Source organism: Marinobacterium profundum, assembly GCF_001528745.1.
Taxonomy (GTDB): Bacteria; Pseudomonadota; Gammaproteobacteria; order Pseudomonadales; family Balneatricaceae; genus Marinobacterium_A; species Marinobacterium_A profundum.
This window is the reverse complement of record NZ_BCNS01000091.1, coordinates 212,857-227,530: the sequence shown is the minus strand read 5'-3', so window position 1 is coordinate 227,530 and position 14,674 is coordinate 212,857. Positions and strand designations below refer to the sequence as shown.

13 protein-coding genes are annotated in these 14,674 nt (G+C 59.9%); 4 read left to right on the top strand and 9 right to left on the bottom strand.

Annotated elements, in window-relative coordinates; translation table 11 throughout:
* Positions 1-13: 13 nt before the first annotated feature.
* Positions 14-1,090 (bottom strand): TRAP transporter substrate-binding protein, encoded by a 1,077-nt coding sequence (locus tag MPRO_RS06985; protein WP_102136279.1) that lies wholly within the window; start codon positions 1,088-1,090, stop codon positions 14-16.
* Positions 1,091-1,295: 205 nt separating this feature from the next.
* On the opposite strand from MPRO_RS06985, the gene MPRO_RS06980 reads away from it, so the two are divergent.
* Both MPRO_RS06980 and MPRO_RS06975 read left to right on the top strand, forming a co-directional pair.
* A complete protein-coding gene (locus tag MPRO_RS06980) occupies positions 1,296-2,177 on the top strand; it encodes a MurR/RpiR family transcriptional regulator (protein WP_173645501.1) in 882 nt (293 codons plus the stop codon).
* A gap of 212 nt (positions 2,178-2,389) precedes the next feature.
* Positions 2,390-2,596, top strand: a complete 207-nt coding sequence (locus tag MPRO_RS06975) for a PA3496 family putative envelope integrity protein (protein WP_067289342.1) — start codon at positions 2,390-2,392, stop codon at positions 2,594-2,596.
* A 234-nt stretch (positions 2,597-2,830) separates the two neighbouring features.
* Here the strand turns inward: MPRO_RS06975 and MPRO_RS06970 are convergent, their stop codons facing one another.
* The 4 genes from MPRO_RS06970 to hppD all read right to left on the bottom strand — a co-directional run bounded on the left by MPRO_RS06970 (position 2,831) and on the right by hppD (position 8,566).
* Complete coding sequence (locus MPRO_RS06970) at positions 2,831-4,348, bottom strand: FMN-binding glutamate synthase family protein (RefSeq protein WP_067289338.1); 1,518 nt, start codon at positions 4,346-4,348, stop codon at positions 2,831-2,833.
* A 296-nt stretch (positions 4,349-4,644) separates the two neighbouring features.
* Positions 4,645-5,871, bottom strand: a complete 1,227-nt coding sequence (locus MPRO_RS06965; protein WP_067289335.1) for a Glu/Leu/Phe/Val dehydrogenase dimerization domain-containing protein — start codon at positions 5,869-5,871, stop codon at positions 4,645-4,647.
* A gap of 84 nt (positions 5,872-5,955) precedes the next feature.
* Entirely contained in the window at positions 5,956-7,347 is a 1,392-nt protein-coding gene (locus MPRO_RS06960; protein ID WP_067289332.1) for a sodium-dependent transporter, read from the bottom strand.
* 127 nt (positions 7,348-7,474) lie between these two features.
* On the bottom strand, positions 7,475-8,566 hold the full coding sequence (gene hppD / locus MPRO_RS06955; RefSeq protein ID WP_067289329.1) for a 4-hydroxyphenylpyruvate dioxygenase: 1,092 nt from the start codon (positions 8,564-8,566) through the stop codon (positions 7,475-7,477).
* 168 nt (positions 8,567-8,734) lie between these two features.
* Between hppD and MPRO_RS06950 the strand changes: the two genes are divergently transcribed.
* A complete protein-coding gene (locus MPRO_RS06950) occupies positions 8,735-9,223 on the top strand; it encodes an Lrp/AsnC family transcriptional regulator (RefSeq protein WP_067386763.1) in 489 nt (162 codons plus the stop codon).
* A gap of 38 nt (positions 9,224-9,261) precedes the next feature.
* Positions 9,262-9,402, top strand: a complete 141-nt coding sequence (locus MPRO_RS25455; RefSeq protein WP_216821256.1) for a hypothetical protein — start codon at positions 9,262-9,264, stop codon at positions 9,400-9,402.
* Positions 9,403-9,500: 98 nt separating this feature from the next.
* Here MPRO_RS25455 and MPRO_RS06945 read toward each other — a convergent pair whose 3' ends face one another.
* The 4 genes from MPRO_RS06945 to MPRO_RS06930 all read right to left on the bottom strand — a co-directional run bounded on the left by MPRO_RS06945 (position 9,501) and on the right by MPRO_RS06930 (position 14,663).
* The gene (locus MPRO_RS06945) at positions 9,501-11,600 is read right to left on the bottom strand and encodes a TonB-dependent receptor family protein (protein WP_067289327.1); all 2,100 of its coding nucleotides are present in this window, start codon (positions 11,598-11,600) and stop codon (positions 9,501-9,503) included.
* Positions 11,601-11,766: 166 nt separating this feature from the next.
* A complete protein-coding gene (locus tag MPRO_RS06940; protein WP_067289324.1) occupies positions 11,767-12,558 on the bottom strand; it encodes an ABC transporter ATP-binding protein in 792 nt (263 codons plus the stop codon).
* A 12-nt stretch (positions 12,559-12,570) separates the two neighbouring features.
* On the bottom strand, positions 12,571-13,638 hold the full coding sequence (locus tag MPRO_RS06935) for a FecCD family ABC transporter permease (protein WP_082708511.1): 1,068 nt from the start codon (positions 13,636-13,638) through the stop codon (positions 12,571-12,573).
* Positions 13,638-14,663 carry a FecCD family ABC transporter permease gene (locus tag MPRO_RS06930; RefSeq protein ID WP_082708509.1) on the bottom strand — a complete coding sequence of 342 codons (1,026 nt, stop codon included), beginning with the start codon at positions 14,661-14,663 and terminating at the stop codon, positions 13,638-13,640. Before MPRO_RS06930 ends, MPRO_RS06935 begins: the two co-directional genes overlap by 1 nt.
* Between the last annotated feature and the right edge of the window lie 11 nt (positions 14,664-14,674).

Sequence of the window (14,674 nt, the reverse complement as noted above, 5' to 3'; positions counted from 1 at the left end):
TACAAGGTAAAGCCTAGAGCGAGCGGGCGTTCAGGTAAGCCTGCTCGGAAACGGCGTGCCATTTCGTTGCCTGGTCGCGGAATTTGACGAAGGAGTCGAACACCTTTTTGGTAATCTCGTCCTGCGCGGCTTCTTCAGCAATCACTTCGTCGGACAGATCGCGCAGTTTCTTCAGCACATCATCCGGGAAGCGACGCAGATCCACGTTCTGCTCGTTAACCAGTTGCTCCAGAGCCTGGTTGTTCTTGGCCGTGAAGTCCGCCAGCATGTCCTGGTTGGCAATGCGAATGGACGTACGCACGATCAGCTGCAGCTCTTCGGGCAGTGCTTCCAGTGCTTCCTTGTTGATCATGCACTCCAGCGTGGTGCCTGGCTCATGCCAACCCGGGTAGTAGTAGTACTTGGCGGCCTTGTGCAGACCGAAGGCCATGTCGTTGTAAGGACCAACCCACTCGGTGGCATCAATGGCACCGGACTGCAGCGATGGGAAGATCTCGCCACCCGGCAACAGTACCGGAGTACCACCAGCGCGCTTGAGCACTTCGCCGCCCAGGCCCGGAATACGCATTTTCAAGCCTTCCAGGTCACCAACACTGTTGATTTCCTTGTTGAACCAGCCGCCCATCTGCACGCCTGTGTTACCGGCTGCGCCCGGCACCAGGCCAAAGGGTGCGTAGACTTCTTCCCACAGCTCCATGCCGCCACCGTGGTACAGCCAGGAGTTCATTTCCTGTGCGGTCAGACCGAAAGGCACCGCTGCGAAGAACTGAGCCGCGCTGCTTTTGCCTTTCCAGTAGTAGGACGCGCCATGGCCGAGCTGGGCCGTGCCGCGGGAGACTGCGTCAAATACTTCCAGTGCGCCGACCAGCTCGCCTGCACCGTAAACCTTAACCTCGATTCGACCGTTACTGAGCTTGCCAATCAGCTCAGCCAGATAGTTTGCGCCGGTACCCAGCCCCGGAAAGTTCTTCGGCCAGGTAGTGACCATTTTCCACTTGTGTTCTGGTGCCGCCTGCGCGACTCCTGATACCAGAGTGCCTGCTGCCAGAGTGGCCGCACCCGCTCCTTGTAGGAATTGACGACGTTTCACAGAGCCTTCCCCGCTGTTTTGCATTATTCGGATTTTTATTTGCAATTCAAAAAGGTAGCACGCACCTGCTGAAGCTGCAACGCGGTTTTCTGCGCCGGCATGGCGCATTTGATATAACAGGCGAGCGTAGTTAAATAGGATCGCTGTCACATTCATTGCTATAATTGCCGCCTTGCCAAGTAGTTGTTCGAAAAAGAGAAAAGCCTTGCACCCCCTCAACCTGCTGAAAATGATCGCAGATGCACGCCCCAAGCTGCGCAAGTCCGAGCAGAAGGTGGCTGACTTCGTCCTGGCAAAGCCCAGCGATGTCATTCATATGCGCATTGTCGACCTCGCGGCCGAGGCCAGCGTCAGTGAACCGACAGTGGTGCGGTTTTGTCGTGCGCTCAACTACGATGGCTTTCAGGACTTCAAAATGACCCTGGCTCAGGGTCTGGCAAGCAACCCCAGCTTTGAGCAGTTTGCGCTGAATTCGACCGATACTGTGCACGAATTCAAGCAGAAGATTTTCGATTCCATGATCGGCAACCTGATCAATATCCGCGAAGACCTGGACTCGGAAACCCTCGAAAGTGCCATAGATGCACTGGCCCAGGCTCCGCGGGTCGAGATCTACGGCTTTGGGGCCTCGGCACCGGTGTGCATGGATGCACAGCACAAGCTGCACCGCCTGAAAATTCTGGCGGCGGCCTATTCAGACCCCCACATGCAGACCATCTCCGCCGTCACCCTGAAGGAAGGCGATGTGGTCATGGCCGTGTCCCAAACCGGCCGAACCAAGGATCTGCTGCACAGCGTGCGCCTGGTGCGCGAGACCGGTGCCACCGTCATTACCCTGTGCCCGGGCAACACCCCCTTGGCAGACCTCGCCACAATCGCCATCCACACCGACCTGGAAGAAGACAAGGATCTCAGCGCCCTGATGTCATCCCGCGTCATGCACCTTGTGGTGATTGATGTGCTGGCGGTAGGCGTTGCCATGAAGCTCGGCCCGGCCCTGCTCGACCATCTCAAGACCATCAAACGCAGCCTGCGCAGCCTGCGTCTGAACGACAAACGCCCCTCCGCTGCCGGCGCCGAAGATTGACATCAGTCTGTAACAGCCGCCCATTACTCTGCCGTCATTGTTTGAAAAACAATTAAAGTTGCGATAAAACAGAGTAACCCGTAGCGATTCCCGTCATGGAATGCAGCATCGCACCCAGTGGGAATCGTGTTTGAGGCAGTCTCTGAGTCAGTGACAGGCAGCAGGCAGGTCACCGGCAGATACAGAGACTCGAGCGACGAGGAGCTGTCATTATGCTGATACGCAAAGAGCAGGATCTAAACGCCATTCAAACCGAAGTATTCGACATTCTGATCGGATTCAACGACGAGGAAAAACAGGTACGCAAGCAACGCGCCTCGCGTCGCGCCCTGGAAGCCAGACGCGCCATTGAAAGGCACATGGAGGAACGCAACCTGACGCGACATATAGATACCGACGCCTGGCTCGAAGAAGCCTGAGTCTCCCCCATCAAACAACTGAGCCCTGCAATCGCAGGGTTCAGTACGTTTAGCGCTTCACCTTATCCGTCACACAATTCCTGCCCCTCCATCGGTGCGAGGCTCTGGATAGATAATATTTAGCGGCACAGAACGGCCACCTTCCACCAGCGGCTCTTCAGTATGTGCATGCTCGCGCCGCAGCAGTCTTGGCTCTGAAGCGGCGTCCGCACCACGCCTTACCCAAGCACGGCCTCACGCAACCCCTGTACCCGTATCGGTCCGGGGCTCTGGATAGATAATATTTAGCGGCACAGAACGGCCACCTTCCACCACCATGGCCGCGTGCTCGCGCCTCAGCAGTCTGGGCTCTGAAACACCGCAGCTGTGGGCGATCAGCTCGACCTCGTGCACCAGGTTATCGTGGTAATGACGCACCCGCTCGGCCTTGTCGGCGGGCACCAGGCCGCGTTGCAGGTCCGGGTCATGGGTCGTCACCCCTGTGGGGCAAGTGTTGCGATTGCACTGCATGGCCTGGATGCAGCCCAGCGAGAACATGAAACCGCGGGCACTGACAATAAAGTCCGCCCCCATGCACAGTGCCGCCGCCACATCGGTCGGATTGATCAGCTTGCCGGACACGACCAGCCTTATACGTTCGCGCAGGCCATGTTCCAGCAACTTGTTGACCAGCACCGGCAGGCTTTCGCGCAGCGGCAAGCCGACGCTGTCCATCAGCGGCATGGGCGCCGCACCGGTACCGCCATCAGAGCTATCCAGAGTGATAAAGTCGGGTGCCGACTCTATGCCCCGGTCATGAATCGACTGACAGAAATCGTCCAGCCAGTGCGCCGACCCCAATACCAGCTTGATGCCGCAGGGTTTGCCAGTCACGCTGCGCACATGCCCGATCATGTCCAGCAGATCATCGATGGAGTCGATTTCCGGATGGCGGTTGGGGCTGATGGAGGCATGGCCTGCAGGGATACCGCGAATACTGGCCACTTCCTCACTGACTTTCTCCGCCGGCAGCATGCCACCCTTGCCGGGCTTGGCGCCCTGGGACAGCTTGATCTCGAACATCCGCACCTGGCCAATGGCGGCCTTCTCCCGCAGCTTGTCGTCGGACAACAGACCATGCTCATCGCGCACGCCATATTTGGCCGTTCCTATCTGACACACCAGGTCGCAGCCGCCTTCCAGGTGGTAGGGAGCAATACCGCCTTCACCGGTGTTCATCCAGCAGCCCGCCAGCTTGGCTCCACGGGACAGCGCCTGTACGGCGGGTTTGGACAGAGCGCCGTAGCTCATGCCCGATACGTTGAACCAGGAGGGCGCATCGTAGGGCTCGGTGCAATAAGGACCTATGCGCATCGACACCGAACGGGTGCTCTCCTCGGACAGCTTGGGAAAGGGGCAATTCAGGAAGTAATAAGTACCCGGGGTGCGCAGATCGCGGGTCGAACCGAAGGCGACAGTATTGTCGATGTTCTTGGCCGCCCGATACACCCAGGAGCGCTGGGCGCGGTTAAAGGGCATTTCTTCCCGGTCCATGGCAAAGAAGTACTGGCGAAAGAACTCACCCAGATGCTCAAACAGGTAGCGAAAGCGCCCCACCAGCGGATAGTTGCGCCTCAGGCTGTGTTTGGTCTGATGCTTGTCGATCTGGTAGTAGGCCAACGCCGCCACTGCGGCGCCCACCAGCACAATCAGCACCAGCACACCGATCACTGCGATGAAATTGATCGCAAAACTCGTCACCGCATCGTTCATGCACTATATCTCCAGCCAGATTCAGGCCCCTATCCTACCCCTGCCATGCCAAAGCTCAATGGCTGGGCACGTTACAGGCACCAGGGGCAGGGAGCCCATAACAATTTGAGCTACAAACTATCAATTGAAACTGAAAATATTATGAGTCTGTGCCGATAGCCTCATAACCACCGCACTAAGGGATGAAAACACACCCAAACGCACAAAGCCCGTCACATCGAAATGCAACGGGCTTTGGCGACGCTTTCAGACAATGCGTTCAGGCAATAGATTCAGCCCGCAACTTCAGTGCGGTTTCAGACCAGTTGCTTGAGCGCAATCTCGAACGCCGTGCTGGCGATACCGGTGCGCGCGCTGGACTGAGCGTGGGTCAGCGCCAGGGCATTGCGCACAGTGGTAGTCACATCGCTGAAAATCGCCTCATCGCTGATCTCGACATTGCTGTTCATCAGGAAAGCGAACACCCGGGCCATACCGCAGTTGGCGATGAAGTCCGGCAGCACGCTGACTCTGGAGTCCACGTACTCGTACACCTTGCCGTAGAAGATTTCGGGATCGTTAAAGGGCACGTTGGCGCCACAGGACACCACTTCCAGCCCCCGGTCGATCAGGCGATCCAGCTGATCTCGCGTTACCAGGCGGGACGCCGCGCAGGGCAGGAAGATTTCCGCCTCCATATCCCAGATGCGTGCCTGCACCTCTTCGAACGACAGCAACCCTTCAGCTGCCAGCTGATTGCCTTCTTTGTTGTGGAACAGTTCGCGCACCTGCTCGAACGACAGCCCCTCGGGTACCATAAGGCCACCGGCGCGATCGATAATGCCAACAATTTTGGCGCCCTGTTGTGCCAGGTAATAGGCCGCAGCGGAGCCGACATTACCCCAGCCCTGGACGATGACGCGCTTGCCCTGCACTTCACCACCGTAGATGTTGTAGTAATGATGCACCGCCTCGGCCACCCCCCAGCCGGTGATCATGTCGGCCACTGTGTACTTGCGGCCGTGATCCGGCGTATAGCGGCTGTCTTCGATAATCTTGGCCACGCCCAGGCGCAATTGACCGACCTTCTGGATTCGCTCGCTGGTGCTGGGCTGGAAGTGGCCATTGACCACACCTTCCTGCGGGTGCCAGAGGCCGTAGCTTTCGGTGATGGGTATCACCTCGTGCACTTCATCGACGTTAAGGTCGCCACCAGTGCCGTAGTAGTGCTTCAGCAAGGGTGCCACCGCCTTGTACCAGCGCTTGAGCACATCGAGCTTGCGCGGATCGGCGGGGTCGAAATCGATGCCGGACTTGGCACCGCCGATGGCCGGGCCCGACACAGAGAACTTCACTTCCATGGTCTTGGCCAGGGATTCCACTTCGTGGCGGTCCAGCCCCTTGCGCATGCGGGTACCGCCACCGGCGGCGCCACCGCGCAGAGAGTTGATCACCACCCAGCCTTTGGCTTCGGTTTCGGCATCCTGCCACTCGAAGACGATTTCGGGCGTCTTGCTTTCAAATGCCTGCAGTAGTTCTTTCATCGTTATATACCTGTGTTACCGGCACCGGCAGAGCCCGTACCTGGCCAGGCGCGCAGCCTGGCTTGATTATCGTGAATGAGGGAATCAGAGGTTGTAGAAGAACAGCACCACCAGGCCGACCGGCGTCAGGTAGCGCAGCACGAACAGCCAGATCCGATGCATCAAGCCCGCGCCGAGCTCCTCTTCACTGGACGCCTTTTTCATCACCCAGCCAACAAAGACAGCGGTCAGCAACGCCACCAGCGGCATCATGACGTTGGCGGTAAGGAAGTCGTACAGATCAAACAGCGTCTTGCCTTCAAAGCGCTCGAAGCTGTCCAGCGGCGTAAAGTCGGACCAGACATTCAGCGACAGCACCGTGGTCAGCCCTACCAGCCAAGCCGCCAGACCGCCCGAAATGGCCGCCTTGCGCCGCGCCATGCCCTGCTCTTCCAGCCACTTCACCACGGCCTCCAGCATCGACAGCGCCGAGGTCCAGGCGGCGAACAGCAGCAGCACAAAGAACAGGGTCGCAAAGAAGCTGCCCCCCGGCATCTGGCCAAAGGCTACCGGCAGGGTATTGAAGATCAGACCAGGCCCAGCACCGGGTTCAAGATTGTTGGCAAACACGATGGGGAAAATCGCCAGACCCGCCATCAATGCCACCGCGGTATCCATCACCGCCACCAGCATGGAGGTGCGCACAATCGATACCCCCTTGGGCAGATAAGCACCGTAGGCCATCATGGAACCGCTGGCCAGGCTCAAGGTAAAGAACGCATGACCAAGCGCCACCAGCACCGCCGCTGCGGTAAGGCTGGAGAAGTCCGGTTTGAACAGAAAGCGCAAGGCGGTACCGAAATGATCGGTGCTCATGCCAAAGCCCACCAGCATGACCAGCAACAGCAACAGCGCCGGCATCAGCCAGGTCACCGCCCGTTCCAGGCCGTGGCGCACGCCGCCCACGGACACAATCACCGCCAGCACCATAAACAGGCTGTGCCAAATCGTCAGCTCAAAGGGCGACGCCAGCAGCTGGCCAAACATCTCGCCCGCCTGGGCGCCATCCATCCCCACCAGGTTGCCCTGTAGCGCATGGAAGATATAGGGAATGGTCCAGCCGGCGATGACGCTGTAAAACGACAGGATCAGAAACGCCGCCAGGGTGGCCAGCCAGCCGATGGCCTTCCAGTGTCGTGACACCCCTTCCTGGCGGGCAATTTCGCGCATGCTGTTGATCGGGCTGTGGCGACCGCGCCGACCCAGCATGACTTCGGCGATCATTACCGGAATACCGATCACGGCGATGCAGGCCAGGTACACCAGCACAAAGGCACCGCCACCGTTTTCACCGGTGATATAGGGGAATTTCCAGATATTACCCAGGCCGACGGCGGACCCCGCCGCCGCCAGAATAAAGGCCAGACGTGACGACCAGAGGGCCGGACCGGGCGCAGCCGAGCGACTCGCGGAGGATGCGATAGTGGTTGAAGACACAGAGTGCTCCTTGAAAACCTGTTATTAGCTTTGTTATAGGTCGCCGCCGGCGCCTCTTCCCTGCCTTCCTGATGAGGAAAGGAGGAGAGAGACGCCGGAGCGGGTCAGACTGAGCGGTGAGCGCTGATCAGCCGTTGTTCGGCAGGACGCCGCGGCGGATCTGGTCTTCCTCGATGGATTCGAACAGGGCCTGGAAGTTGCCCTCGCCAAAGCCCTCGTTACCCTTGCGCTGAATGATCTCGAAGAAAATCGGGCCAATCACCGTATCGGTAAAGATCTGCAGCAGTAGCCCCTGCCCTTCAGTGGGGGCGCCGTCGACCAGGATATGATCCTTCTGCAAACGTGCCACATCTTCACCGTGGCCCGGCAGGCGCTCGTCGATACGTGCATAGTAAGTGTCCGGCGTGGTCAGGAAGGTCACACCGGCCGCACGCAGGGTTTCAACGGTCTGGAATATATCGCCAGTACCAAGCGCAATATGCTGAATGCCTTCGCCGTTATAATCCTGCAGGAATTCCTCGATCTGGCTCTTGTCGTCGGTGGACTCGTTAATCGGGATGCGAATCTTGCCACAGGGGCTGGTCAGGGCGCGGGACTTGAGCCCGGTCAGCTTGCCTTCGATATCGAAGTAACGCACTTCGCGAAAGTTGAAATGCTGCTCGTAGAAGCCGGCCCACAGATCCATATTGCCCCGTGCCACATTGTGCGTCAGGTGGTCTATATAGGTCAGGCCCACACCCGCCGGGTGCTGATCGACGCCCTGGATGGCGCGAAAATCCACATCATAGATGCTCTTGTCGCCATAGCGATCCACCAGGTAGATCAGGGAGCCGCCGATACCCTCGATGGCCGGAATCTGCAGCTCCATGGGGCCCGCGCCGGATTCCACCGCTTTGGCGCCACCGGCCACCAGCGCCTTGAGTGCGGCGGCGGCATCGGCCACCCGAAACGCCATGGCATTGGCGCTGGGGCCATGTTCATGGGCGAAGCTCTGGGCGCGGCTGTTGGGCTCGGCGTTGAGAATGAAGTTGATATCGCCCTGACGAAACAGGGTGACATTCTTGCTGCGGTGCCGGGCGATGGCGACAAAGCCCAGGCTTTCGAACAGGCGCGACAGGATTTCAGGCGAATCCGAGCAATACTCGACGAATTCGAAGCCGTCGGTTCCCAGGGGGTTTTCCCACAGGCCTGAAGTGGTTGCAGTTTGTGTCTGGGCCATTGTTATTATCTCCATCCGTACCGCTGGTGCTGGCAAGTGATCCGGCGTGACCTGAGTCGCGCCGAGTGATTGAGAAATAGCTTAAGGCAAATGCCGTGCGTTTATTTTGCATAAAACGCTCGTACCGCTTAACTTTCACATGATTCCCGCATTCAAGAGATCAAAAACGTGAGAAACACGCATTCCGTTGCGCTCGACCGTCAGGACATCAAAATTCTCGAGGCGCTACAGCAAAACGGCCGGCTCAGTAATGTGGAATTATCGGAGCTGGTACACCTGTCCGCGTCCCAGTGTCAGCGGCGGCGTCAGAAGCTGGAAGAAACCGGGGTGGTGTGCAAATACATCGCACAGCTGGACCCGGAAAAGATCGGGCTTGGCGTCATGGCACTGGTCAGCGTATCGCTGGACAAACACAGCGAGAAGATCGCCGACGCATTCCGTACTGCCATTATAGAGTACCCCGAGGTACTCGAATGCTGGGGGGTGGCGGGGGATGCAGACTATATGCTGAAAATCGTGGCACCGGATTTGAAAGCCTTTGCCGATGTCACCCTGCACCGGCTGCTGAATCTGCCCATGGTGTCCAACGTCAAATCCAACCTGCTGCTGCAGACGCTGAAATCGACCACCGAATTACCCGTACGCTGGTCGCTTTAGCATAGCCTGCGCTGCAGGCACCCAGTGCGCTAAAAATAGTGGCGCCAGATCTGAAGGCTTTCGCCGATGTCACCCTGCACCGGCTGCTGAATCTGCCCATGGTGTCCAACGTCAAATCCAACCTGCTGCTGCAGACGCTGAAATCGACCACCGAATTACCCGTACGCTGGTCGCTTTAAGCCTGCCGCCATAACTCAGCCTGACGTAAAAAGGCCGGCAATCAATGCCGGCCTCTTGTCAGATCATGCGAGTCACGCAGTCCTGCGCGATTACAGGGTCAGAAATCCAGCCGCCCCTCCAGGATAAAGGCGCGACCCGGGCCTGACACACGCCCGACCGGGCTGACATCGGCACCGCGGAAGTAATAGTCCTCATCCAGCAGGTTGGTGGCCGCCAGGCCCAGGTTAAGATTCCGCCCACCGGCGAGGACGATATCCCGTCCCAGACGTGCATTCACCAGGGTATAGGACGGCAGCTTGCCGGCATCACCGTTGGCCGTTTCCTGTTCGGTATTGGCCGCATCACTGAAGCTGTCGCTGGCATACTGGGCGCTGAGGCTGGCCTGCCACTGCTGGTACTGATAGCCGGCCCGCAGGCTCAGATGGTGCTGCGATGCGTTCGGCAACTCGTTGCCGGCATTGGCACCGTTAAGCTGTTCGGTATCCAGATAGGTATACCCCAATCCCAGACTCAAGCGCTGAGTAGCCTGCCAGTCGGCTTCCAGTTCAACGCCCTGATGGCGTGTCTCGCCCAGGTTCTCGTAGCGGTCCAGCGCCTTGTTGTACTGAATCTGATCATCGTAATCGATGCGGAACAGCGTGGCTGAGGTTGCAAGCTCAGGCATCGCCTGCCAGCGGGCACCCAGCTCGTAGTTCCAGGCGGTTTCGTTGGCGACGTCCTCGGCCTTGGTGGCCTGGGCGATCTGTACCGGCACCAGGGAACGCTGTGTGTTGGCAAACAGGAAGACCCTGTCGGTCGCCTGCAGACCCAGGGTCAGGCCCGGCAGTAGCTCGTCGGCGTTATTGGCCGACTCAGCGCCGCTTAGCTGATCGACAAAATCCATGCGCACGTTTTCGTAGCGCAGCCCCGGCGTCACTTCCAGCCGGCCATCCAGCAGGCTCAGAGTGTCGCTGACATAGAGCGCCACGGCATTGGTTTCCAAATCCCACTGGCGCACCGAGGCATAGGTGCCGCTGGACAGTTCCTCGCGGTTGACATCAAAGTCCACCGTTTCGGAAACATAACGCGCGCCCAGGGTCAGGGTATGATTCCCCTGCTGTACCGTCAGGCGCGGCTCGGTACCCCAGACATTAAAGATGCGCGGCGAGTCGGCTACATGGCTGGCATCGGCTTCCGGGTCCGCCCAGCTGCCACCACTGGTCAGGTCCTGGCCGAAAAAGAAGGTACGATCGGCGCGGTGGGCGAAATTGCGCCACTGAAATTCAACCGCATCACTCGGGTGCGCGGTCCAGGTCAGGGTGCCGCGCAGCATGTCGGCGGCATAGGCATCGTGCGGGCGCTGGGACTGGGTGGGGTCCTGCGCGTAGGCCGCAGGGCTCAAGGCGCCTGGCAGCTGCGCATCGACATCGTAGTACTGCAGCTGCGCGGCCAGCTCGTTGTAATCATTCACGAAATATTCGGCGTCGAGGACGAAATTACGCACCTCGGTATCGGAATGATCACGGAAACCGTCACCACTTTGCACATTGGCCTGGAACTGCAACGCCAGGTCCTCGGTCGCAAAGCCGCCAATACGGTAGTAGGTATCGCTGAAGACATTGCCGGTCTCTTCGGCAATCACCAGCCGCTGCTGCAGTGTCTGTTCGGTTTCGACCGGAATCGGCCGGGTGCGGAAATTCATTACACCGCCAACGTTATTGGGGCCATAGTGCACGGCGGCACCGCCCCGTACCACGTCAATCGCATCGACGCTGGGCAGGGTAACCGGAAACAGCGAGACACCGACGTTGCTGTAGGGGCCTATGGCGATGGGATAACCGTCCACCAGCATTTGCAGACGTTCGCTGCGCAACGGATTCAGGCCCCGCAGACCTATATTCGGCAGAATGCCGGTACCGGTCTCATCCAGTATCTGGATGCCGGGCGCATTACGCAGCGCATCTTCCAAATTCAGGGCGCCGTTCTGCTGCAAGGCTTCACGGTCAAGCAGGGTACGGGAACCGGGATAGACCTTGATTTCCTCTTCGCTGGCAGTGCCAATCCAGTCGCCCTGCACCGTCAATGCATCCAGCTCCACCGCGTCCCCGGCCTGGCCAACCTGACTGACAGCAATAGTCACCAGACTGACCGCCACTACCAGAGGCTTCCTGAAAAGCCTTGGGCGTACAGGCTGCTGTCCGCAAATCGACCGGGGCATAAGGTTCTCCAATTGCGTAATTATTTAAATCTAAATGATAAGTGTTCGCAATTGTATCTAGATTATATTTCGCATACAACTATTGATCGCCGCTGAACCAAGCCTTGCGAATCACACGACTTTCAGGGACCGGCAGCGGCCAACACTGCAGCTGCTCTCATCCGGCCTACAGCAGCGGTCGCGCCAGGGACGACACAGGTACAAACTGCGGCTTGCCGGTCAGCTCTTCGGGGGTCACCCGGGCGTGCACTCGAAAGACATCGGCCAATAACGCCTGCGTCAATACTTCGGCCGGTGCGCCCTCCTGTTCCAGCCGCCCTGCCCGCATGGCCACCAGGCGATGACCAAACTGCGCCGCCTGATTCAGGTCGTGCAGTGACATGATCACGGTCAGGCCCTGCTGGCGGTTCAGCTCGCTAAGCAGCTCCAGCACCTCGAGCTGGTGGCCCAGATCGAGGTAGGTGGTTGGCTCATCCAGAATCAGAATATCGGCCTGCTGTGCCAGCGACAGCGCAATCCAGGCGCGCTGACGCTCACCGCCGGACAGCGCCGACAAGGGCCGCGCCTCGAAGCCACCCAGGCCCGTGACCCGGATCGCCCAGCGCACCATTTTAAAATCCTGCTCGCTCGGCTGACCCAGCAAACGCTGATAGGGAAAGCGACCGTAGCGCACCAGCTGCTCCACGGTCAGGCCATCCGGCGCCACCGGATGCTGCGGCAGCATGGCCAGGCGCTGCGCCAGTTCACGCCGCTTCCAGCGCCTGAGCGAGCGTCCGTCCAGCAGGACCTGGCCCTGCTGTGGCTGCAGCAAACCGGCCAGTGCCCGCAGCAACGTACTCTTGCCGCAACCATTGGGACCAATCAGACAATGAATCCGGCCAGTATCCACTGCCAGACTCAGCTGCGGCACTATGATCTTGTCGTCGTAACCCAGCTGCAGTTGCTGCGCCGATAACATGTGAACTCCCTCCTACGCCTGCTTGCGCGCCAGCAGATAGATAAAAAATGGCACCCCGAGCAGGGACGTAATCACCCCGATGGGGATCTCGGCCGGCACCATCAGCAGCCGCCCCAGCAGATCTGACAACATCACCAGCAGCGCCCCGTAGAGCGGACCCAGCATCAGCTGGCGGCGCAGGTCCGGGCCACAACTAAGACGCGCGATCTGCGCCACTATCAGGCCGATAAAACCAATAGGCCCCACCACCCCCACGGCGCTGGCGGCAAAGAGCACCGCCACCAGCAGCAGGGCAAAACGCCACAGCTCGACCGGCAGCCCGAGACTGCTGGCGATATCATCCCCCAACTGCAGCAGGTTGGCTCCGGCCAGCAGCAGCGGCAGCAGACTCAGTGCCAGCAGCGTCCAGGGCAGCAAAGCCCAGAGGTGCTCCCAGCCACGACCAAACAGACTGCCCGCCAGCCAGACCAGCACCGTTTCGGTATTCATGGACCCCCAGCCGGCGAGTACTCCGGTGGCCAGTGCATTCAGCACACTGGCCACGGCAATGCCACTGAGTATCAGACGCAACGGCGTGACACCGCGGCTCCAGCCCAGCCGGTAAACCGCCGCCGCGGCCAGAATGCCACCGCCGCTACTGATCAGCGGCAACCAGTTAAGACTTAGCGTCAGGGCCGAATAGCTGCCGTTATCTCCCCAAAGCCGTTCGGCCATAACAAAAGCCAGCACCGCAGCCAAACTGGCGCCGGCATTGATGCCCAGCACACCGGCATCCGCCAGGGGATTGCGCATCACGGCCTGCAGCACGGAACCTGCGATGGCAAAATGCGCCCCCACCAGCAGCCCCAGCAGTACCCGCGGCAGGCGCAGATTCCAGACAATATCGGTGGCTACTGCATCGCCCTCCCCGTTGAGGGCCCGCCAGACCTGCAGTGGCGTCAGCGTCACAGCACCGTAGAGCAGGTTCAGCACCAGGGCCACAGCAATCAGCGCCAGTAACAGCAGCGCAAGCCATAGCAGGCGCGGGCATTCAAGGCGCCACAGTCGGATGGCCAGCCTGTCTTGCGCCTGTGTCGTCATCACAGAACCCTCGTGCGAATCAGCCAGATAAACAGCGGCCCGCCAAGAAGCGCCGTAAACATGCCCAATGGCAGTTCGGCCGGAGCAGCCAGCATACGCGCTAGCAGATCGCTCAGAGTTACCAGCAGTGCGCCCAGCAACATGACCGCCGGCAGCGCAAAGCGCTGATCGGGGCCCAGCAGCAGACGTACCAGATGGGGCGCCACCAGCCCGACAAAGCCCACCGGACCTGCCACCGCCACAGTCGCCGCCGTCAGCGCCACTGCGATACCGACAAAGCCCAGACGCCACAGCAGCACCCGGGCACCCAGGGCCCGGGCGACGGCATCATCCAGCCGCAGCAGGTTCAGGTAGCGGGAAAAACACATCACCAGCAAGAGGCCGCCACAGGCCCAGGGCAGCATCAGCTGCACATGATCCCAGCCCCGCCCCTGCAGACCACCGGCCAGCCAGAAATAGAGTTGCTGCGCCTGGGCGCCGGAAAACAGCAGAAAAGCGGTTGCCAGCGCGGTGGCCAGGGCCGTCACGGCGATACCGGCCAGGGCCAGGCGCAGGGGCGTGAAGCCACCCTGCGCCGCCAGCACAAAGGTCAGCGTGGCCGCCAGTGTGCCTCCCAGCATGCCTATCCAGGGCAGCCAACTGGCACTCACCACGAAACTGACCTGGGCCACCACCACCAGCATGGACGCACCGGCAACCACGCCGGTAATGCCCGGGGATGCCAGCGGATTGCGGGTCACCGTCTGCATCACCCAGCCGGCAACGCCAAGGCTCGCGCCCACCAGCAGACCGGCCAGAAAACGCGGCAGCCGCAGCTCCCACACCAGTATCGCGGGCATGCCGGTTTCAGTGCCATTCAACACACGCCAGAGTGCCTGTACTGAAACAGGTACGGCACCGGCGGCCAGGGCCAGGGCAGCGGTGGCGAGCAAGGCTATGACCAGCCCGGCGAGCAGGCCCAGACCCTTGAAATCGGCGTCTGGAGCCGGGGCGGATCTCAACGTCGACAGGGTTGCACGCACCATTATCGGGAACA

What these genes read in the sequence shown, in the direction of transcription:
- MPRO_RS06975 (WP_067289342.1), top strand. Translation starts at nt 2,390, where the DNA reads ATGCTGATACGCAAAGAGCAGGATCTAAACGCCATTCAAACCGAAGTA.
- MPRO_RS06930 (WP_082708509.1), bottom strand. Translation starts at nt 14,663, where the DNA reads ATGGTGCGTGCAACCCTGTCGACGTTGAGATCCGCCCCGGCTCCAGAC.
- MPRO_RS06965 (WP_067289335.1), bottom strand. Translation starts at nt 5,871, where the DNA reads ATGAAAGAACTACTGCAGGCATTTGAAAGCAAGACGCCCGAAATCGTC.
- MPRO_RS06940 (WP_067289324.1), bottom strand. Translation starts at nt 12,558, where the DNA reads ATGTTATCGGCGCAGCAACTGCAGCTGGGTTACGACGACAAGATCATA.
- hppD (WP_067289329.1), bottom strand. Translation starts at nt 8,566, where the DNA reads ATGGCCCAGACACAAACTGCAACCACTTCAGGCCTGTGGGAAAACCCC.
- MPRO_RS06970 (WP_067289338.1), bottom strand. Translation starts at nt 4,348, where the DNA reads ATGAACGATGCGGTGACGAGTTTTGCGATCAATTTCATCGCAGTGATC.
- MPRO_RS06945 (WP_067289327.1), bottom strand. Translation starts at nt 11,600, where the DNA reads ATGCCCCGGTCGATTTGCGGACAGCAGCCTGTACGCCCAAGGCTTTTC.
- MPRO_RS06935 (WP_082708511.1), bottom strand. Translation starts at nt 13,638, where the DNA reads ATGACGACACAGGCGCAAGACAGGCTGGCCATCCGACTGTGGCGCCTT.